Annotated in this window: 19 protein-coding genes; 16 read left to right on the top strand and 3 right to left on the bottom strand. The window is 35.0% G+C overall.

The features are described from left to right. Positions 1 to 161: 161 nt before the first annotated feature. The 8 genes from ACZ2G0_RS05335 (at position 162) to ACZ2G0_RS05300 (ending at position 9,685) form a co-directional block, all read left to right on the top strand. On the top strand, positions 162 to 2,021 hold the full coding sequence (locus ACZ2G0_RS05335; RefSeq protein ID WP_470309329.1) for a glycoside hydrolase family 13 protein: 1,860 nt from the start codon (positions 162 to 164) through the stop codon (positions 2,019 to 2,021). Between the two features lie 23 nt (positions 2,022 to 2,044). Beyond that, positions 2,045 to 3,721, top strand: coding sequence for an alpha-amylase family glycosyl hydrolase (locus ACZ2G0_RS05330; RefSeq protein ID WP_470309328.1), 1,677 nt, complete (start codon positions 2,045 to 2,047; stop codon positions 3,719 to 3,721). Positions 3,722 to 3,858: 137 nt separating this feature from the next. Continuing rightward, the gene (locus ACZ2G0_RS05325) at positions 3,859 to 4,416 is read left to right on the top strand and encodes an NfeD family protein (RefSeq protein ID WP_470309327.1); all 558 of its coding nucleotides are present in this window, start codon (positions 3,859 to 3,861) and stop codon (positions 4,414 to 4,416) included. Between the two features lie 13 nt (positions 4,417 to 4,429). Beyond that, the gene (locus ACZ2G0_RS05320; RefSeq protein WP_470309326.1) at positions 4,430 to 5,953 is read left to right on the top strand and encodes a flotillin family protein; all 1,524 of its coding nucleotides are present in this window, start codon (positions 4,430 to 4,432) and stop codon (positions 5,951 to 5,953) included. 111 nt (positions 5,954 to 6,064) lie between these two features. After that, on the top strand, positions 6,065 to 6,742 hold the full coding sequence (locus ACZ2G0_RS05315) for a glycerophosphodiester phosphodiesterase (protein WP_470309325.1): 678 nt from the start codon (positions 6,065 to 6,067) through the stop codon (positions 6,740 to 6,742). A gap of 29 nt (positions 6,743 to 6,771) precedes the next feature. Next, entirely contained in the window at positions 6,772 to 7,980 is a 1,209-nt protein-coding gene (locus ACZ2G0_RS05310; RefSeq protein ID WP_470309324.1) for a BaiN/RdsA family NAD(P)/FAD-dependent oxidoreductase, read from the top strand. A gap of 91 nt (positions 7,981 to 8,071) precedes the next feature. Continuing rightward, positions 8,072 to 8,800, top strand: coding sequence for a hypothetical protein (locus ACZ2G0_RS05305; protein ID WP_470309323.1), 729 nt, complete (start codon positions 8,072 to 8,074; stop codon positions 8,798 to 8,800). A gap of 153 nt (positions 8,801 to 8,953) precedes the next feature. Then, a complete protein-coding gene (locus ACZ2G0_RS05300; protein WP_470309322.1) occupies positions 8,954 to 9,685 on the top strand; it encodes a carboxypeptidase-like regulatory domain-containing protein in 732 nt (243 codons plus the stop codon). Between the two features lie 113 nt (positions 9,686 to 9,798). Here the strand turns inward: ACZ2G0_RS05300 and ACZ2G0_RS05295 are convergent, their stop codons facing one another. The 3 genes from ACZ2G0_RS05295 to ACZ2G0_RS05285 form a co-directional block, all read right to left on the bottom strand. Continuing rightward, positions 9,799 to 10,275 carry a TspO/MBR family protein gene (locus tag ACZ2G0_RS05295; RefSeq protein WP_470309321.1) on the bottom strand — a complete coding sequence of 159 codons (477 nt, stop codon included), beginning with the start codon at positions 10,273 to 10,275 and terminating at the stop codon, positions 9,799 to 9,801. 76 nt (positions 10,276 to 10,351) lie between these two features. After that, positions 10,352 to 11,077: a LytR/AlgR family response regulator transcription factor gene (locus ACZ2G0_RS05290; RefSeq protein ID WP_470309320.1), complete on the bottom strand. Its 726-nt coding sequence runs from the start codon at positions 11,075 to 11,077 to the stop codon at positions 10,352 to 10,354. Beyond that, positions 11,074 to 12,126 (bottom strand): sensor histidine kinase, encoded by a 1,053-nt coding sequence (locus ACZ2G0_RS05285; protein ID WP_470309319.1) that lies wholly within the window; start codon positions 12,124 to 12,126, stop codon positions 11,074 to 11,076. Before ACZ2G0_RS05285 ends, ACZ2G0_RS05290 begins: the two co-directional genes overlap by 4 nt. Before the next feature lie 203 nt (positions 12,127 to 12,329). Between ACZ2G0_RS05285 and ACZ2G0_RS05280 the strand changes: the two genes are divergently transcribed. The 8 genes from ACZ2G0_RS05280 to ACZ2G0_RS05245 all read left to right on the top strand — a co-directional run bounded on the left by ACZ2G0_RS05280 (position 12,330) and on the right by ACZ2G0_RS05245 (position 20,556). Further along, a complete protein-coding gene (locus ACZ2G0_RS05280) occupies positions 12,330 to 14,729 on the top strand; it encodes an outer membrane beta-barrel protein (protein WP_470309318.1) in 2,400 nt (799 codons plus the stop codon). Between the two features lie 112 nt (positions 14,730 to 14,841). Next, entirely contained in the window at positions 14,842 to 15,948 is a 1,107-nt protein-coding gene (locus ACZ2G0_RS05275) for a diphosphomevalonate decarboxylase (RefSeq protein WP_470309317.1), read from the top strand. Between the two features lie 42 nt (positions 15,949 to 15,990). Beyond that, entirely contained in the window at positions 15,991 to 16,209 is a 219-nt protein-coding gene (locus ACZ2G0_RS05270) for a hypothetical protein (protein ID WP_300283768.1), read from the top strand. Continuing rightward, on the top strand, positions 16,209 to 16,505 hold the full coding sequence (locus ACZ2G0_RS05265) for a type II toxin-antitoxin system RelE/ParE family toxin (RefSeq protein WP_470309316.1): 297 nt from the start codon (positions 16,209 to 16,211) through the stop codon (positions 16,503 to 16,505). Before ACZ2G0_RS05270 ends, ACZ2G0_RS05265 begins: the two co-directional genes overlap by 1 nt. Before the next feature lie 32 nt (positions 16,506 to 16,537). Then, positions 16,538 to 17,476 carry a mevalonate kinase family protein gene (locus tag ACZ2G0_RS05260; protein WP_470309315.1) on the top strand — a complete coding sequence of 313 codons (939 nt, stop codon included), beginning with the start codon at positions 16,538 to 16,540 and terminating at the stop codon, positions 17,474 to 17,476. 142 nt (positions 17,477 to 17,618) lie between these two features. Then, positions 17,619 to 19,052, top strand: coding sequence for a sensor histidine kinase (locus tag ACZ2G0_RS05255; RefSeq protein ID WP_470309314.1), 1,434 nt, complete (start codon positions 17,619 to 17,621; stop codon positions 19,050 to 19,052). Continuing rightward, positions 19,036 to 19,446 carry a response regulator gene (locus ACZ2G0_RS05250; protein WP_470309313.1) on the top strand — a complete coding sequence of 137 codons (411 nt, stop codon included), beginning with the start codon at positions 19,036 to 19,038 and terminating at the stop codon, positions 19,444 to 19,446. Before ACZ2G0_RS05255 ends, ACZ2G0_RS05250 begins: the two co-directional genes overlap by 17 nt. Positions 19,447 to 19,599: 153 nt before the next feature. Then, complete coding sequence (locus ACZ2G0_RS05245) at positions 19,600 to 20,556, top strand: geranylgeranylglycerol-phosphate geranylgeranyltransferase (RefSeq protein ID WP_470309312.1); 957 nt, start codon at positions 19,600 to 19,602, stop codon at positions 20,554 to 20,556. The last annotated feature ends 173 nt before the right edge of the window (positions 20,557 to 20,729 follow it).

Below are 20,729 nucleotides of genomic sequence, written 5' to 3'. Positions count from 1 at the left end.
AGCTTACCCAAACAATCCCAATTTCGGTTGGGATTGTTTACTTATACCAAGATGCAAAAGAAACAATTAACAAACCGAAAGAAGTTTTTTTAAAAACGATGATTGAAAATGGCTCCGCTCAAAGTTTTTATTACGCTTATTTTGGACTAAATTTGAATACTATGTTCGTACAACATGCATTATCGATACGAAGAATAACCCTATTCCTTTTCTTTATGTCATTAAGTCTAACCGCTCAAATCAATAAAATCGAACCACCCTTTTGGTATGCTGGAATGCAAAATCCTGAGCTTCAAATTCTTTTTTATGGAGAAAATATCGCAGCTTATGACGTTACGGTATCTAATGGAGTTCCTATTACCGATATTAAAAAAACCGACAACAAGAATTATCTATTTGTAACAATCAGTACCCAGAGCATTCCTGCATCAGACTTGTTGTTTACTTTTAAAAACAAAGACAAAGCAACAATTAGACAAAAATATTTCTTAAAGCAACGTCGCGCTAACTCGGCTGAACGCCAAAGTTTTGATTCGTCAGATATGATTTATCTACTTATGCCGGATCGTTTTGCTAACGGAAACACCAAAAATGATAGTGACGCTACAACCACCGAAAAATACAATCGGGAACTTCCCGGCGGTAGACATGGTGGAGACATACAAGGAATTATAAATAATTTAGATTACCTCTCCGCTTTAGGCGCCACTACGATTTGGAGTACGCCCCTTTGCGAAGACAATGACAAGGAATACTCCTATCACGGCTACGGTCAATCCGATGTTTATAAAATTGATCCTAGATATGGAACTAATGAGGATTATGTGAGGCTTTCGGCGGCATTGCATCAAAAAAACATGAAACTCGTAATGGATTATGTGACCAATCACTGGGGAATCAATCATTGGATGATCAAAGATTTACCCACAAAAGATTGGATCAATCAGTTTGAAACCTATACTCAAACGAATCACAAGAGAACAACCATAACAGACATTCATGCTTCTAAAATTGATGAAGAAACCTGCGTGAAAGGTTGGTTTGTACCCTCGATGCCTGACTTAAACTTATCGAATCCTTTAGTGCTAAACTACCTTACTCAAAATGCTATTTGGTGGATAGAGTATGCGAACTTAGATGGTTTCAGGGTAGACACTTATAATTATTCGGATCCACAAGGAATTGCAAAATGGACAAAAGCCATAACGACTGCCTATCCTAATTTTAATATTGTGGGTGAAGTATGGATGCAAAATACCTCACAAATGGCCTATTGGCAAAAAGACAGCCCAATTGGTAAAATCCAAAATTACAACTCGAACTTGCCTTCGGTAATGGACTTTACGCTTTTAGATGCATTGGGCAAAGTATTCAATGAAGATGATGGCAGCTGGGACAAAGGGATGATCAAACTCTATGATAATTTCACCAATGACTATTTGTATGCCAATCCCAACAATATTTTAGTCTTTGCCGAAAATCATGATACCAATCGTTTTAATGAAATTTATCAAAACGATATTCGAAAATACAAAATGGCTATGGCTGTACTTGCAACCGTTCGCGGTATTCCTCAATTGTATTACGGTAGCGAAATAGGAATGAGCGGGAATAAGGATAAAGGCGATGCCGATATTCGACACGATTTCCCTGGCGGATGGACTGCAGATGCATCTAATGCATTCCTGCCAGAGGGAAGATCACAAGATCAGAATGACTATTTTGATTTTACAGCCAAGCTTTTTCAATGGCGAAAAAAAACCAAAGCTGTTCACCTAGGCAAAATGATGCACTACATTCCTGAAAATAATGTGTACACTTATTTCAGATACGATGATGATAGTACCGTAATGATTGTTTTAAACAACAATAAGGAAACTACAAAACTGAGCACCAAGCGTTTTGCCGAAAATATTCAAAAACACACAACAGCAAAAGACATCCTTACTGACAAAATAATTGACATCAGCACTGAAATCGAATTAGAGCCAAAGTCGGTTTTAATTTTAGAATTACAATAAAACGCATAAAAACCTATTCAGCAATGAAAAAAAATATACTACTACTATCTACAATCGCAATTGCTCTCTTAGCTAGTTGTAATGCAACGAAAAAACCAACAGAAACAACAACTGCAGTTACGACCAAGAAAAAAGCACCTTTTGTTTGGGAAGCAGCCTCCGTGTATTTCTTAATGACAGACCGCTTTAACAATGGCGATAAACTAAACGATTTAAACTACAACAGAATTAAAACTGCAGGTAAACTACGTGGTTTTGAAGGTGGCGACATCAAGGGTATTTCCAAAAAAATTGATGAAGGCTATTTTGATAAGCTAGGAATCAATGCCATTTGGTTTACACCAATAGTAGAACAAATACACGATGCTGTCGATGAAGGAACAGGCCTGAGCTATGGCTTTCACGGTTATTGGACGAGAGATTGGACCGCATTAGACCCTAATTTTGGAACCAAAGAAGATCTAGCTAATTTGGTAAAAAAAGCCCATGCTCACGGAATCCGAATCGTACTTGACGGTGTCATTAATCATACCGGACCCGTAACTGATGTGGATACCGTTTGGCCTAACTATTGGGTTCGTACTAATCCACCATGCGACTATAAAAACTTCGACAACACCACTTTATGTACCTTGGTGGCTAACTTACCTGATATCCGAACAGAAAGTACACAAGATGTAGACCTACCTCCTTTTCTTGTAGAAAAATGGAAAAATGAAGGTCGATACGATCAGGAAGTAGCGGAACTGGATGCCTTTTTTAAACGAACTGGCTACCCAAGAACACCGCGCTACTATATCATAAAATGGTTGACTGATTACATTACGGACTACGGTGTAGATGGCTACAGAGCCGACACCGTAAAACATACCGAAGAAAGTGTGTGGGCTGATTTCAAAAAACAATGCGATTATGCCTTTACCAATTGGAAAAAAAACAACCCTACTAAAGTGCTTGATAACAATTCCTTTTACACCATTGCTGAGGTTTACAATTACAACATCAGCTCCGGTAAAATATTTGATTTTGGAGATAAAAAAGTAAATTATTACGCCAACGGATTCAACAATATGATCAATTTTGAATTCAAATGGGATGCTAAAAAAGACTACGAATTCATTTTCTCTAAATATTCTAACATCCTAAATGGTGAGTTAAAAGGTTCTAGTGTACTTAACTACTTATCCTCTCATGATGATGGCGCTCCTTTTGATGGCCTGCGTACACGAGGTATCGAAGCAGGTACAAAATTATTACTATCACCGGGTGTTGCACAAGTGTTTTACGGCGATGAAACCAATCGAGTTTTAGAAGTAGATGGAACGCAAGGCGATGCAAAACTCCGTTCCTTTATGAATTGGAACGCCATAAAATCAGATCCCGCTACTAAAGCCAACTTAGTGCACTGGCAAAAATTAGGGAAGTTCAGGAAAAACCATCCTGCAATAGGCGCAGGAATCCATGAGCAAATCTCAGCGACACCTTATTTGTTTAAACGAACCTTTACAAAAGCTGCCTTTACAGACAAAGTGCTCATAGGACTCGATCTTCCCGTAGGCAAAAAACAACTCGATGTATCAGCAGTGTTCCCTGATGGAACTAAAATTAAAGACAGCTATTCAGGGCTAACAACCGTAGTCAAAAATGGTCAAATAAAACTTAAAACCGACTATAACATTGTTCTTTTAGAAAAGAGATAAAAGTTATTTAAAGTGCAAATCATAAGCGATTTGCACTTTTTTTTGCGAAAAATTAATCCGACAGTTAAAAATAAATATACCCAAAATTGTAACTTTTTGTAAAAATTATCGTCTAATAAAGGAACCAAACCTTTACTATGAACTTTCTAGAAAACTACGAACCGTTGCTAAAAGCTTTCTGGTACATTGCGCTACCAGTAAGTTTATTTTTTGGGCTACAAACCATTATGACCTTCGCCGGCTTAAGTGATGGCGAGACTGACATGGACTCCGACTCAGGAGACACTGATATGCCTTTTGAGATTTTTACCTTGCGTAATTTAATCAACTTTTTATTGGGATTCAGCTGGACCGGCATCTCCTTTTACGATGCTGTTGCCAACAAAATGATCGTGATTGCTGTATCTGTTCTTGTAGGATTACTATTTGTTGCCATCTTCTTTTTGATGATCAAACAAATTTTGAAATTATCGGAAAACAATAGTTTTAAAATTGAAGACACCTTGCACAAAACAGCCCAAGTTTACCTCAGCATACCCGAAGGAAAAACAGGAAAAGGAAAAGTGATGATTAGTGTTAACGGCGCCTTTCATGAACTTGACGCAATGACCACATCCCCGGAAAAAATCCCAACCAATTCCTCCGTTATTGTAGTAGGTATTGAAAACAATTTATTGATCGTAGAAAAAAACTAAACCAAAATAAACCATGACTGAAATTATTATTATTGTTGTTGCAGTATTTGTTGTATTTGTAACCTTCCTAACGCTTATCTCGCGTTACAAAAGATGTCCTTCTGATAAAATCCTTGTCATTTATGGCCGCACCGGAGGAACATCGGCAAAATGTGTACACGGAGGAGGTGCCTTCATTTGGCCTGTTATCCAAGATTATCAATACTTAGATCTTAAACCACTATCTATTGAAGCCAATTTAACGAATGCCTTATCACGTCAAAATATTCGTGTCGATGTTCCATGTCGTTTTACTATTGCAATTTCGACAGAGACAGAAAGCATGAATACAGCAGCGGAGCGTTTGTTAGGACTTTCGCCAGAGCAAATTCAAGAATTGGCTAAAGATATTCTTTTTGGACAATTGCGTTTAGTTATTGCTACCATGACCATTGAAGAAATTAACTCTGATCGTGATAAGTTCTTAGATAATATCTCGAAAAATGTGGATTCAGAGTTACGTAAAATTGGTTTAAAATTGATCAACGTCAACGTTACGGATATCAAAGACGAATCAGGATATATCGAAGCTTTAGGAAAAGAGGCTGCAGCCAAAGCGATAAACGAAGCTAAAATCTCGGTTGCTGAACAAGAAAAAATTGGAGAGACTGGTAAGGCGATGGCTGATCGTGAAAAAGACGTTCAAATTGCTGAGACGCACAGAGATCGTGATGTAAAAATCGCAATCACTAATAAAGATAGAGAAGTATCTATTGCCGCTGCTTTTAAAGACGAAAGTATTGGTAAAGCTGAAGCACAAAGAGATACTCGTGTAAAAACATCAGAGGCAAATGCGATTGCCATCAAAGGGGAAAATGAGGCCAGAATTGCCATTGCACAATCGGAAGCGGCACGTCGTGAGCGTGAAGCAGAAGCATTAAGAACCGCTTTAGCATCTGAAAAAGTACAAAGCGCAAGAGCATTAGAAGAATCCTATGTTGCAGAGCAAAAAGCAGAAGAAGCCCGTGCCGAGAGAGAACGATCGACACAAAATGCGAATATTGTAATTCCAGCGCAAATTGCGAAGCAAAAGGCGATCATTGATGCACAAGCAGAAGCTGAAAAAACAAGAGAGTTAGCAAAAGGAGAAGCCGATGCTATCTTTGCAAAAATGGAAGCAGAAGCAAAAGGTTTGTATGAAATACTTACTAAACAAGCAGAAGGGTATAAAGAAGTGGTTGGCGCTGCTGGTGGTGATCCAACTAAAGCGTTCCAATTGTTGTTAATCGAAAAATTACCTGAATTGGTTAAAACTCAAGTTGAAGCGGTTAAAAACATCAAAATTGATAAAATTACCGTTTGGGATTCTGGAAACAATGGCGACAATGGCGCAGGCTCAACAGCTAACTTTGTATCAGGTATGATGAAAACGGTTCCGCCTTTGAATGACTTATTTAATATGGCAGGATTAAACTTGCCTACGTATTTAAAAGGAGAAGATAAAACCGAACCAACAACAACTGACACAACCGATGTATCTGATGTTGATTTAAAATAAAAACCAATTACTGTAGGCGAACTTGACCCTACCAGTGATACGATTGCAAAAGCACAAACCTATTTTGGTTTGTGTTTTTCTATTTTAATTACCTTTGTCAAAAAGTATCTTATGCTAAAAATTGGTCATCGAGGCGCTAGAGGATATGAACCTGAAAACACTTTAATTGGTTTTCAAAAAGCAATAGACCTACATGTCGATCGCATAGAACTTGATGTTCATTTAAGTACTGATGGCGAAATCATGGTCATACATGATGAAACTTTAGAACGGACTACGAATGGAAAAGGTCGAGTAAATGAGTTTTCTTTGCCTCAATTAAAACGCCTAAAAGCAGATAAATCGCAAGCAATACCGACATTAACAGAAGTCTTGGATTTAATTGACCAAAAATGTGACGTTAATATCGAATTGAAAAGTTTTGAAACAGCCGAAAAAGTCGTCCAGCTAATTGAAAAATACATTTCAGAAAAAAAATGGTGTTACGATCAATTTGTTGTATCGAGTTTTGACTGGAACGCCTTGAAGCAGGTACATCTTTTAAATACTAACATTCCCATTGGAGTATTAACCGAGACAGATGTAGACTTGGCTTTGGCTTTCGCCAAATTTATTCAAGCCAAATCAATTCACCCCTATTTTCATTTACTAACGGCTGAAAAAACCAAGCAATTGCAAGCAGAAGGATTCCAAGTTTTTCCGTGGACTGTTAACGAAATTGAGGACATAAAAAAAATAAAAAACTACAACGTAGACGGAATTATATCCGACTTTCCGGATCGATTATAAATTTTGCTTTAAGCAAAAACAAACAAAACATGAATCAAAATTTTGATATAATAATAGTAGGTGGTGGAGCAGCAGGTTTTTTTACAGCGATAAATATTGTCGAGAAAAACCCAAAATTAAAGGTGGCTATTTTAGAACGTGGCGCCGAAGTATTGCAAAAAGTACGCATCTCCGGCGGTGGTCGTTGCAATGTAACTCATGCTTGTTTTGAACCCAACGAATTAGTGAAATTTTACCCACGTGGAGAAAAAGAATTGCGTGGACCTTTTCATCAATTTTGCTCCGGAGATACTATTGAATGGTTTGAAAAGCATGGAGTAGCGCTAAAAATTGAAGATGATGGGCGCATGTTTCCGGTTTCTAATTCCTCACAATCGATCATTGATTGTTTTATGCAGGCAACTCAAAAGTTGGGCATCAAAGTACTGACGGGTCAAAGCGTACAATCTATTTTCAAGAAAGACAATTTATGGAAAATAGAAACGCAATCCGAAAATTACGTAGTCGAAAAATTAATTTTAGCTACGGGAAGCAATCCGAAAATTTGGGAAATGCTTCAAGCCTACGGTCATGCTATCGTGAACCCAGTTCCTTCTCTTTTTACTTTTAATATCAAAGATTCTCGCATTAAAGAATTGCCTGGAGTGGCTGCCTTAGCTACTGTAAAGGTAAAGGATACTAAACTAGAATCTACAGGTCCATTATTAATTACCCATTGGGGAATGAGCGGTCCAGCAGTTTTAAAATTATCAGCTTGGGGAGCCCGAATTTTAAACGATAAGAATTACCAGTTTACGATTTTCGTTAATTGGCTGAACGATGTTGATACTACCGATGCCGAGAAAAAACTAAAGGAATTAAAGCAGGAACACGCTAAAAAAGCAGTTTCTAAAAAATCTCCGTTTGAGTTCCCAAACCGTTTGTGGGAAAGTTTAGTACTCGCTTCAGGAATCGAAATCGAAACAAAATGGGCAGATCTATCCAAAGTGCAGTTGCAAAACCTAGCAAACCAATTAACAAACGGAAGTTTTCAAGTCAATGGGAAGAGTACTTTTAAAGAAGAATTTGTAACCGCTGGCGGAATCGATTTAAAAGAAATTAATTTTAAAACCATGGAAAGTAAACTGCATGAAAACTTATTTTTCGCAGGCGAAATCGTGAATATTGATGCGATTACTGGTGGTTTTAATTTCCAAAACGCTTGGACAAGTGGGTTTATATTGGCGAATTCCATTTAAAACAGCAACAACAATTAACAAGATTTTAGATATTTACTAAGTTTTCATTAAGAACACTCGTATAACTTTACTTTCAATATAACAGCTACTTATGAAAGTAAAACTACTTGTCGCAATCCTATTTATTTACTGTCAAAATAGTTTCTGTCAATCTATAAAAGGAAAAGTCATTGCTAACAAATACGCTGTGTCTAAAGTAGAAGTTATTAACAGCACTCAAAAAATAACCACCATATCTGATACTAACGGTGATTTTTATATTTCCGCAAAACCAAATGATATTTTAGTGTTCGTATCTACAGAGCACGAAATTAGAAAAATAACGGTCCCTACTCAAAATGGAAACACAGAGGTATTAGTTGTAGAATTGGCACTGAAAGCAGAAGAACTATCCGAAGTTCTAATAACCAATACTCCAAAAATCACCTTAGCTGCAACTCCAGAAGTGGAACAAATTATGAGAGATGAAATTGAGGCAGGTAGAGCTGATAAAAGCTTAAAACCACCAATGATTGATGATTTAAAAATTAACAAAGGGCTCAATCTAATCCGGATTGGAGGTTTCCTTGCAGATCTTTTAAAAAAGGATAAAGACGACGATCAAAAGGAAGCGCCCCTAAATTCTTTTACAACCGTAGCAAAAAATAGTTTCGAGAAAAAATTTTTTATGGAAACGCTAAAGTTGGAACAAGACCAAATTGATCTTTTTTTACAATTTTGCGAAAGAGATCCAAATTCCAAACTACTTTTAAAGGATAGTAATGAGCTTGCTGTTTTAGAATTTTTGCTCAAAAAAAACACCGAATTTAAAAAATTATAAGTACCGCTTTATTTTATCCCCCTTGGATTATTTACGGTTAGAATGCACTTTTTAACAACGTATCTTTAATTTTAAATTAACAAGACTTTACATATTTACTAAGTTTTCATTAAGAACAAACGAATAACTTTACTTCCAATACAACAGCTACTTATGAAAGTAAAACTACTTATTGCGTTATTTATTATTTACAGTCAAATTAGTTTCTCACAAACGATTAAAGGGAAAGTTTCTTTTAATAATTATCCGATTACTAATGCTGAAATAGTAAATACAAAAACAAAAAAGATTGTTATCTCTGATAAAAATGGTTTTTTCACAATTGATGCACAACCCGAAGAAACACTTGTATTTATGGCCAAAGGATACGAACTAAGAAGCCTTACAGTAACTTCAAATATAATCAACGAAAACAATTTAGATATTAAGCTAGTTTTAAAAGCTGAAGAACTCAATGAAGTGTTTATTAACAATCAGCCAAGTTTAAAAATGGGCTCAGACACTAAATGGGAACAAGGTAAAGTAGATCAATTCACGTTAGACAAAAATGCTCAAAGATTAAAAGTAGTCGGTGTTAGTACACACACAATCGAAAACGGAATGGATTTCGTAAGAATAGGAAAGATGATTGGCAGCTTATTTAAAAAGGAAAAAGATTCGGTAGCTGGAAAAAACAAAAGCAAGGATAGCTTCAAAACAATCGCAAGAAACAGCTGTGACCAAAGATTTTTCTTGGAAACATTAAAATTAAAACCAGATCAGATTGATCTTTTTTTACAATTTTGCGAAAACGATCCTAAATCAAGTACCCTTCTTAATGACTCTAATGAATTAGCAGTAATGGAGTTTTTACTGAATAAACATACTGAATTTAAAAAACTATAGGCTGCAATAAATACTAATTTACTACAACCTATTTATCTATTTAATTAAATTTCAATTTGCTCATGTTGTCATCCGCTGGAGCCCGACTCGACTTTTCAACTTTAGACTTACATTCATCTATTCAACCACCAAATACTTCCGTTTAAAACAGCTGCAAAACTTACCCAAGCAAGGTAAGGCAATAGTAAGTAACCCGCAATTTTATTGATTTTTACAAATTGAGAATAGGTTTCAAAAATCATTAACCATAATAGGATAATCTCGATTCCCGCTAGCATAGGGTTGTGAAGTCCGAAAAACAAATACGACCATAAAGCATTCAATGCCAATTGTATTGCAAAGAAAACCAATGCTTTTTTTACTATCTCCTTTTCGTAATCAATTCGAGCCCAAACTAATCCTGCGGCAACTCCCATCATGGCATATAACGCACTCCATACAGGCGCAAAAACCCAATTGGGAGGGTTAAAACTTGGTTTCACTAATGATGGATACCAATCTATGATACCCGCACGAGTCGAATTTCCAGATATATAACCAATACCCAGACAGGTCACTACAACAATAAGTATTTTTGTAATCTTGTTCATTTTTTTGATGTATTTGAATTTTCAAATTTAATCAAAACTTAGAGGATAATTATAAAAAACGGAATCAAATACCCTATTATAATTTTCGCTGTTGAATAATTTCAAAAAGTTCTTTTTTGTAGGTATCCCCTATTGGAATGCTATTACCATTGATGTAAACACTTAGAGAATCGGTTTTTGTGATATGGCGCAGCGACACAAGGAACGACTTATGGGTTTTGACAAATTCAGTAGCAGGTAAAAAATCCTCTATGCTCTTTAAGGTATTATTGGTAATTACTTGCTTGTCTTTTAGATGAATCGCAACGTAATTCTTTAAGCCTTCAATGTAACAGATGTCATTTACATATACTTTTTCAAAATTATTTTTACCATCAGTTTTAATAAAAAGGTAATCATTTAGCTCTTTTGAAACTTCCTTTTGCACCTCTTTCACTTCGGTTTGAAAAGTATTTTTTACTTTTAAAACTGCTTCATAAAAACGTTCAAATTCAAATGGTTTTAATAAGTAGTCAGTGGCATCGACTTCATAACTTTGAAGCGCAAATTGCGGATAAGCTGTCGTGAAAATAATATTTGTTTTTCCTTTAACAATCTTCGACAGTTGCAAACCCGTTAAATCTGGCATTTGGATATCCATAAATACCAAATCAATATTCCCCTCTTCTATTTTTGAAAGGGCTTCTAAGGAACTGGTTGTCGTTGCAATTAATTCTAAAAACGGAACCTTACTCACATATTTTTCTAAAAGTCGGATCGCTGGCGGTTCGTCATCGACAATAAGACATTTTAATAGTTTCATCTTTTTGATTGAATTGGAAGTTGTAAAAAAGTGCGAAACACATCCTCTGACTGTTCGTATCGCAATACATAATCGTTCTTAAAAATGGCGCTTAATCTTCGTTCTAAATTTTCTTTTCCTATTCCGCTTGCGCTGTATTGCTCAGCAACCGAAACTAGATTAGCAGTTTCCATACTAATACATTCTTCGGTAACAATAATATTTATTTTAGCTGGAAAAGCACTGTTGGTAACCACACCATGTTTAAAAATATTTTCGACAAAATGAATAAAAACTAAGGAAGGCACAGGCTGATCACTTATGGTTCCCGTTACATTATATTCTAAAAATAAGGTGTCTTCAAATCTTTTTCGGTGCAGGTAAATGTAATCCTCAATAAAATTAATCTCTTTGGACAACGGCATAAATTCGGTACCTGCTTCATAGGTTACGTACCGTAATAGTTGGCACAAACGCAGAATGTCTTTGGCAACTTTAGGCTGTTCATCAATTAAATCAGTATAAAAAGCATTAAGCGTATTGAATAAAAAATGCGGCTCTAATTGTGATTTCAGTAAACTTAGCTCTGCCTTATTGTAATCTATTTCTAGATTGTGAATTCTCGTTTGATTTGACGCAAACTCAAAGAAAAGATAAACCAAAGTACTGTACAATACTGCTTTTATGGCATAGAGAGAATTGTCAAAAGTATAAAACAAAAATTTCCTTGACTCTTCAAAATAATTGTGCTGCCCCGTGAAATGATATAAAATAACTTCCTCCAGTAAATAACGAACACGTCCAAAAACAACAATTAAAATAAGGACACCAATGGCAAACCTAAAATAGTATTTCTTCCCCAACGTAAACGGACTTACAATATAAAAGTTAACAGCATATGTGGTAAATGTTGCCGTGTATATAACTATTCGATTAAAATTTAAAGGCAACTGAAAGTTACTAAGCAGTTGCTTATCGCCGCCATACACATAATCCGAAAACAGATCCATCAATACTATTATTAGCACAACGATCAAATGAAAGTAACCTTGTTTTTTATTTATTTCCATGGGATGAAATTAAACATTATCTATTGATCTATTCTTTTTTTTACACCAACCACCCAAATTAATGGACCAACGCATTTTTTTTAGATAAAAAACAGATAAAAATCTGTTTTCAGCTTTTCATGTAGTAGAAAGTCCCACTGGTGTAAAATGAATTCGGGGGTTGAGACACTACCCTACATTTGCTACCAACAAAATCATACACCATGAAAACCGCTATCGCCCTTTTATTATTTTTCAGTCTGAATGTACTTTCTGCACAAAGCATTAGCATCTCAGGAACAGTTGAATCAAAAAACAATAGAGAAAAAATCGCCTTTGCTTCCGTTTCTGTTTTTGATGCCACTACTAAGTCATTTGTAAAAGCAACCACCACTGACGAAATAGGAAACTATAGTATTCCGTTGCCTAATGTAGCTTTTTTTGTTCAAATTGAAATGATTGGTTACAAAACCTTTCAGTCAAAAACGTTAACGCCTACAAAGGGCAACTTGAATCAAAACTTTGAATTAGAAGAAGATGTGCAAGCGCTAAAAGAAGTGGTTGTGATGCAAAATAAAAGTTTGATTAAATTAAGCCGAGACAAAATGATCTTTGACATCGACAAAGCCGGTTTTGGTAATGGAAACGATGCATTAGAAACCTTAAGCAAACTACCTGGTGTACAATTAGACAAAGACGAAAATGTTGTTTTTAGAGGCAGCAACAATCTTCAAATTATGATTGACGGCAAACCATCATTATTAACGGGTGAGGAATTGAAGCAATACCTTAAAACTTTAGATGGTGCTAATATCAAAGCCGTGGAAATTATCGCTAATCCATCGGCAAAATATGATGCGGCAGGAAGCGCAGGTATTTTTAACATCGTACTGAAAAAATCAGCTGCTACGGGATTAACTGGAAATGTGCGATCTTCCATTGGCTATGCCGAATTCATTAAAAATTATAACGGATTAAACCTGTACAACAATACCGAAAAATGGAACCTGAAATTTGGTCTGAACCAAGGTTATGCCGAGAGTATCAATCGCAGAAACATTGATCAAACGGTAATTACACCTGCACTTACAACGACGCTATTACAAAAAAATGATTGGTTACCAGTCTCTAATAGTTATTCGGGGAATTTTGGAGCATCGCATCAATTAAATAAAAATGCTACTGTGGGCGCTTCAGCAAATTACAGTATTTATAAAAGTGATGAAAAAACAAACGGTCGTACCGAAGAGTTTGACAATGCCATTTATGAGAGATATACCATTCTAGACACACAAGATGACAAGATAAATAAAACGTTAACCAGTACTTTGTTTTACAATTTTGCCTCAGATAGCTTGGATACTAAAATCGATGCGCAATTAAGCTATGCCAATTATCAAAATGACAGTGATCGTCTAACATCTAACGCTTACTTTAATGCCAACACCAATGCAATGTATAAAAATAGTGAAGCGGTCAAATTCCAAAACCCAACCAACTTCAATATTTTAAGTGCTAAGGTAGATTTTGAAAAAAAGATATCCAAAACATTCAATTTTGAAACGGGTTCTAAATTGAGCTATGTGAATAATGATTACACCATCAAACTGCAAGACAGAGACGATCAAGGTAATTTTGTCTTAAACACCAACCGAAGCAATCATTTGGTTTACAAAGAATCTATTTTGTCAGGTTACGGAATCACAAATTTTACTAATGGAAAATTTGATATTCAAGCTGGATTACGTGCTGAATACATCAACTACAATGCTACCTCTTTAACCTCAAACAGCAGCAATAAAGGCAACTATTTATCACTGTTTCCTTCATTTAGCGTTAATGGGAACTTCAACAACAATCAATATAAATTCTCTTACAGTCGACGCATCCAAAGACCGCGTTACTTAGCCTTAAACCCATATTACGAGTACATTGACACCTACAACGTTTCAGTAGGGAATCCAAATTTGACACCTCAATTCACCGATGCTTTTGAGCTGGTTTGGATTAAAAAGCAAAAAACATCCGTTTCTTTATATGCTAATTTTTCAAGAGATGAAATCTACCAAATTATCGATTACAACCCCGATACTAAAATAACTACGCTATTTTCTGACAACATTGGAAAATCTAAAAGCATTGGACTATCATTTAATACTAGTTATGCTGTGAAAAAATGGTGGGAAGTGCAACTAAATACTGAAGTTGCTTATGGTCAAGCAACATCTAATCTAGAAGGATATCAATTCAACAATAGCGGCGTTTCCTTTTCGGGAGCTTTAAATCAATCGTTCACTTTAGCAAAAGACTGGAGCGCTACTTGGAACAGCTTTTATAGCCAAAATGGTGACTACGGAAATACAAGTTTCAAACCGTCATACGATATGTCATTTAGTATGCGAAAAGACTTTTTAAGTAAAAAACTACGAATGAATTTAAGTGCTCAAAACGTATTGAAAAAAAGTCAATGGATCCAAAGCACGCAGCAAGACAACGTGACTACTAATTGGGTTAACCGCTGGGAAACGCGAAAAGTAACGCTATCGCTTACTTATAATTTTGGTACAGCTAAAAAGAAAGAAGTTAAGGATGCTGACCTAAACGAGGAACAGAACAGATTGTAATATTTTAAAATTACAATCTAGTGTAACCAACAAATTGACACTATAGTATTTGAACAAAAATCTGTGAATCTGTGGCCTAAAAATAATTATATTTGTGAAAATTTTACAATTCATGTCCACACTAAACGATTTTATTCCACAACCCTATTCTCATACTTTAGAAAGCGGTGAATTCCAATGGAGCGCACCAAGTAATATTGCTTTAGTTAAATATTGGGGTAAAAAAGACAATCAAATTCCGGCCAATCCATCGGTGAGTTTTACTCTAAATAATTGTAAAACGATTACTAAATTGGCTTTCGTCAAAAAGGATGTTTCGACCTCGCTTGACACTGTTGTACCGGGAAAATTTTCGTTTGATTTGCTTTTTGAAGGAAAACCAAAAGAAGACTTTAAGCCCAAAATCCAAAAATTCTTAGAGAGAATAGAAGTGTATCTTCCGTTTTTGAAAGACTATCACTTTACTATTGATACCGAAAACACGTTTCCCCATAGCTCTGGGATTGCATCATCGGCATCAGGAATGGCAGCTTTAGCGATGAACTTGATGAGTTTAGAAAAAGCACTAAACCCAGCCATGACCGATGCTTATTTTTATCAAAAAGCCTCTTTGTTAGCACGATTAGGATCAGGAAGTGCCTGTCGTAGTGTCAAAGGACAGGTGGTTGTTTGGGGAAACCAAGCAAATATAAAAGGAAGCTCTGATTTATACGGAGTAGAATTTCCAGGCGAAATTCATGACAATTTCAAGCAGTACCAAGACACTATTTTACTAGTCGACAAAGGCGAAAAGCAAGTTTCGAGTACGGTTGGCCATGATTTAATGCACAATCACCCTTATGCTGATCGACGTTTTGCCCAAGCGCATGACAACTTAGATGCCTTGATTACTATTTTTAAAAGTGGTGATTTAAATGCCTTTATAAAAGTGATCGAAAGCGAAGCACTGACCTTGCACGCCATGATGATGACTTCGATGCCCTATTTTATACTAATGAAACCAAACACCTTGGAGATTATCAATGCAATTTGGAAATTCAGAAATGAGACTAAAATCCCTGTTTGTTTCACCCTTGATGCAGGTGCAAATGTGCATGTTTTATATCCAAATAACGTTAGCGAAAAAGTTTTGCAATTTATTAAGAACGAATTAGTTGGCTATTGCCAAAATGGGCAGTACCTTTGTGACCAAATTGGAAATGGAGCTATGATGCTTTAATTGAATTATTTGTTTACCTTTAGCAAATAATGAATGAACAGTATGGATATTCAATTAGAAAAACAGAAAATCATTGAAAAGTTGTTGAAAACCAATGACGAATCAATTATTAAGTCTATTAAATCCCTTTTACAAAAAGAAAAGAAGGATTTTTGGGAGGAGTTGACGAAGGAAGAGAAAAAAGGAATCGAAGAAGGGATTGAAGATTTTAAAAATGGGAATACCACATCTTGGGATGACTTTATTGTCAACTATCTTTAATGAGAAAGGTGATTATTTCAAAAAGAGCAACTTATGAATTAGAAGATTTATTTGATTTTCTTGATTATAAATGGTCTGTAAGTATTCGTAAGAAAGTTGCACAGAAATTAAATAACCATATTGAAAAAATCAGATTAGACCCTGAGTTATTTCCAAAATCAAATATACGAAGTACACGAAAATGTGTTATTTCAAAACAGATTACCTTGTATTATGACTTTGACGACAAAAATTTAAATATTCTTCGTGTTTTCGATATAAGACAAGACCCAAATAAGATTAAAAAAATAGAATAATTACCAACCCCAAATTGATAATTTACAATACTATGAAAGGACCTTTATTTTACTCAAAAATATTACTATTTGGAGAATACGGAATTATTCGTGACTCTAAAGGATTATCTATTCCTTATAATTTTTACAATGGTGCCTTAAAAAGAGATGAAGATCCATCAGCAGAAGCAATTGCTTCTAACGAAAGTTTAAATCGTTTTACTGTCTATTTAGAGACTTTGCAAACAGAGCAACCTAATTTAGTTTCTTTTGCAATCGATGAACTAAAAAATGATGTAGCGACAGGAATGTACTTTGATTCCAGTATTCCGCAAGGATATGGTGTGGGTAGTAGTGGCGCATTGGTAGCCGCTATATATGATAAATACGCACACAACAAAATCACTGTTCTAGAAAATTTGACAAGAGAAAAATTACTTGAACTGAAAAATATCTTTTCGCAAATGGAAAGTTTTTTCCATGGCAAGAGTTCTGGTTTAGATCCTTTAAACAGTTACTTAAGCATACCAATCCTTATTAATTCTAAAGATAATATTGAAGCTACTGGAATTCCAAACCAAAGCTTTAACGGTAAAGGCGCTGTGTTTTTATTAGATTCAGGTATCGTAGGCGAAACGGCACCTATGGTTAACATTTTCATGGAAAACTTAAAAGATAAAGGTTTCCGAACCATGTTAAAAAACCAATTTGTGAAATACACGGATCTTTGTGTAGAGAACTTTCTTGGTGGCGACATGAAATCGCTGTTTCTTAATACCAAAAAATTATCTAAAGTGGTTTTGAGTAATTTCAAACCAATGATTCCAGAGCAATTTCATGCTATTTGGCAAAACGGAATTGACACTAATGATTACTACTTGAAACTTTGTGGATCAGGCGGTGGTGGTTATATTTTAGGCTTTACTGAAGACTTAGAGCGTGCTAAATTAGCATTGAAAGATTACAAACTTGAAGTTGTTTATCAATTTTAGAACATATTATTTACCTACTAGCGCTAATGTTGTGCCCTTATTACACAAAATTGTTGGCGAATTAAATCAACGGGTTTTCAAGGAGAATACTGAAAATAGTGAGTGAAAGCTTTCGTTTTTATTAAGCGACTAATAGACAAGTATGAATAACAAAGCTATCACTAAAAAATTTAGTCTCTATACTATTTTCACCCCATTAGTGATTGTGGTGCTTTCTTGCTCGTTTTTGATTTTTGTTAACTATTATACTATTAAAATACTCTCCTCTTGCCGTGCCTATGTTAATGGAGAGTCGCATTATTCTGAAGGTGAAAAGGATGGTACGAGAAATTTAATTACCTACCTATTTACTGGTGACCTAAAGGAATGGAATGATTTTAATAAACATTTGCTTGTCCCTCAAGGAGATCGCGTAGCCCGAATTGAACTACTTACAAGCAATAGAAAAAATATAATCAAAGACGGGCTTCGTGCTGGAAGAAATGACGAAAAAGACCTCAATGACATGATATGGCTTTTTAATAATTTCAAAAAAATTTCCTTTTTTAAAGCTGCTATAACCGAATGGGGAAAAGCAGACCGTCAAGTTGAAAAACTAACTAAATTAGGGCAAGAAATTAATACTCGAATGCAAAAAAAATCACTGTCAACAAGTGAAAAGAGATTGTTTCTAGACCAGATAAATAGCATATCGCATAAAATTAGTGTTAGTGAAAGTAAATTTTCGCAATCATTAGGAGAAGGAACTAGAGCGATGAAAACCTATCTTTTATTAATAAATATCGTCTTGACACTGATCATAATAAGTAGTGTTAGTGTATATTATAACGTACTATTTGGTAAATTAAAAAAATCTACTGCTGAAACCGATAAAAAGAACAGCAAATTAATTATTGCCAATAAAGAATTAGATAAGTTTGTTTATAGCGCATCGCACGATCTTCGAGCTCCTATTTCTTCGCTTCAAGGACTTATTGAAGTTATGAAATTAGAGCAGGATTCAGATCAATTTAACCTCTATTTAAACATGATGAGCGATAGTTTAATCAAGCAAGATCGCTACATTCGTGATATCATCGACTATTCAAGAAATAAAAGAAAGCAGATTACCATAACTAATCTTAGCTTGGCAGCATTGATAAACGAGAGTATCGCTCAAAATAAATTTACGAAGTCCTCTTATTCGATAAAAATAACCACGGACTTAGCGGTAGACCTAATTACTAATGATGAACTAAGATTGCGCATCATTATTAATAATTTCCTATCCAATGCCATCAAATATTCTGATCCCGAAAAAGAAAATCCATTTCTGCATATTAAAACATATCTTGATAAAAATGGTTTTATAATTGAATTTTCAGATAACGGTGTTGGAATAGACCTGGCGCATCAAGACAAAATATTTGATATGTTTTTTGTCACTAACTCAGCTAACAATGGCTCTGGCCTTGGTCTGTATATCGTTAAAGAAGCTGTAGAACACTTGAATGGATCCATAAAGGTAAGTTCCAAAGTTACTGTTGGAACCACTTTTACAATCACAATACCTAACAATCATGAAGCTCAATCATAAAATATTAATCATTGATGATAATGTCATTGACCAGATTGTTACCAAACAACTGCTCAAAAAAAAACTGAATCTCGAGGATATTCATGTGGTTAATAGTGGCAAAGAAGCATTAGAATGGTTACAACACTATAAGAAAGAGAAAGATGGTTTTTTAGTCATTTTACTGGATATAAAAATGCCTGAAATGGACGGTTTTGAATTTTTAGATGAATTCGACAACCCACACAATAGGATTAGTATTGCTGATTTTGTAATTGTAATGCTCTCCTCCTCCCTAGACCCTAACGACAAAAAAAGAGCTAAAAAAAATACGCACGTACATACGCTGTTGAGCAAACCACTTCAAGTTGAAGAATTTTCAGCAGTACTACTTGCAACCGAAACTAAAAGCTAGTCCACTTTTAATTCGTCTCAAATAGAGCCTATGAAATAAAGTGGGAACACTATGTTTTAAATATTTTGTAGGTTTTTACCAAAACAAAGCCTTAAATTTGATGTAAGATAAAGACACTTTTTATCAACCACTATTTCAAAACCCGTTTCCAGAATGTTAAGCAGAAAACACAAGCTTTTATTAATGAAAATCATCAGTTTGTTCTCTGTGGTTAGAGGGTACAACATTCCGGTGATCATCTTAGCGCAATACCTTTCTGCCTTATTTATTCTCGCTCCTGAAAAAGGAACATTAGCAAATCTATTGGACTTAAACCTGTTTTTATTGGTACTCGCTTCGTCGCTTTCCATTGCTTCGGGCTATATCATTAACAATTTCTACGACAGCCAAAAGGACTTAATAAATCGACCTAATAAATCGATGCTGGACCGATTGGTAAGTCAAAAAACAAAGCTTTCCGTTTATTTTATTTTAAATTTTATCGTTTCTTTTTTAGCATTAATAGTATCGTGGCGTGCTTTCTTGTTTTTTTCGACTTATATATTTCTGATTTGGTTTTACTCTCATAAAATAAAAAAGTACCCTATGATTGGGAATTTAACTGCGGCCGTTTTAGCAGTTATTCCGTTTTTTGCCATCTTGCTACACTATTACTTTAACTTAAGTTTTGAAGAAATAGCAAGTTACAAGAACAATTTAGCCGTTATCTTTTCGCATGCCTGCTTTCTATTTCTTCTTTTACTCATCAGGGAAATGATTAAAGACTTAGAAAACATCAAAGGCGATTTAGCTAACGGATATCAAACTGTACCGATATTATATGGAGAGATCATGTCAAAAAAAATTATTACACTTCTAGTAGGATTGACTATTGTGCCAGTTTACTTATTGGTTGACGTGTATGATGTGGGCATGATGGAAATCTACTTTTATGGTTGCCTTATTCTGTTACTTTTCTTCTTACTCTACTTATGGAAATCAGAACGTAAAGGCCAGTATTTACTACTTCACAATGTATTGAAATTTCTGATTGTGGCGGGTGTTTTTTGCATAATCCTCATTAACCCAAGTGCATTATGGAACAGTAAAAAAATACTGTTACTACTTTAAAACTGTTTTCATTCTGTTTTTTGATTGTACTACTAGCCTAGCCCTGATTGCAACGGCATCCTTTTACTTTTTTTTTCTAAAAGTAAAAGATACAGTGGAAAGCAGGAGAGTGCTCCTAAAAAAAATACCAGAGAATTGATTCTACTCTAAATTAAGGATTTAGCATTTTAATG

Source organism: Flavobacterium sp. KKT103 (genome assembly GCF_055640565.1).
Note: the sequence above shows the minus strand (reverse complement) of the source record. Positions and strands in the feature narration are given on the sequence as shown.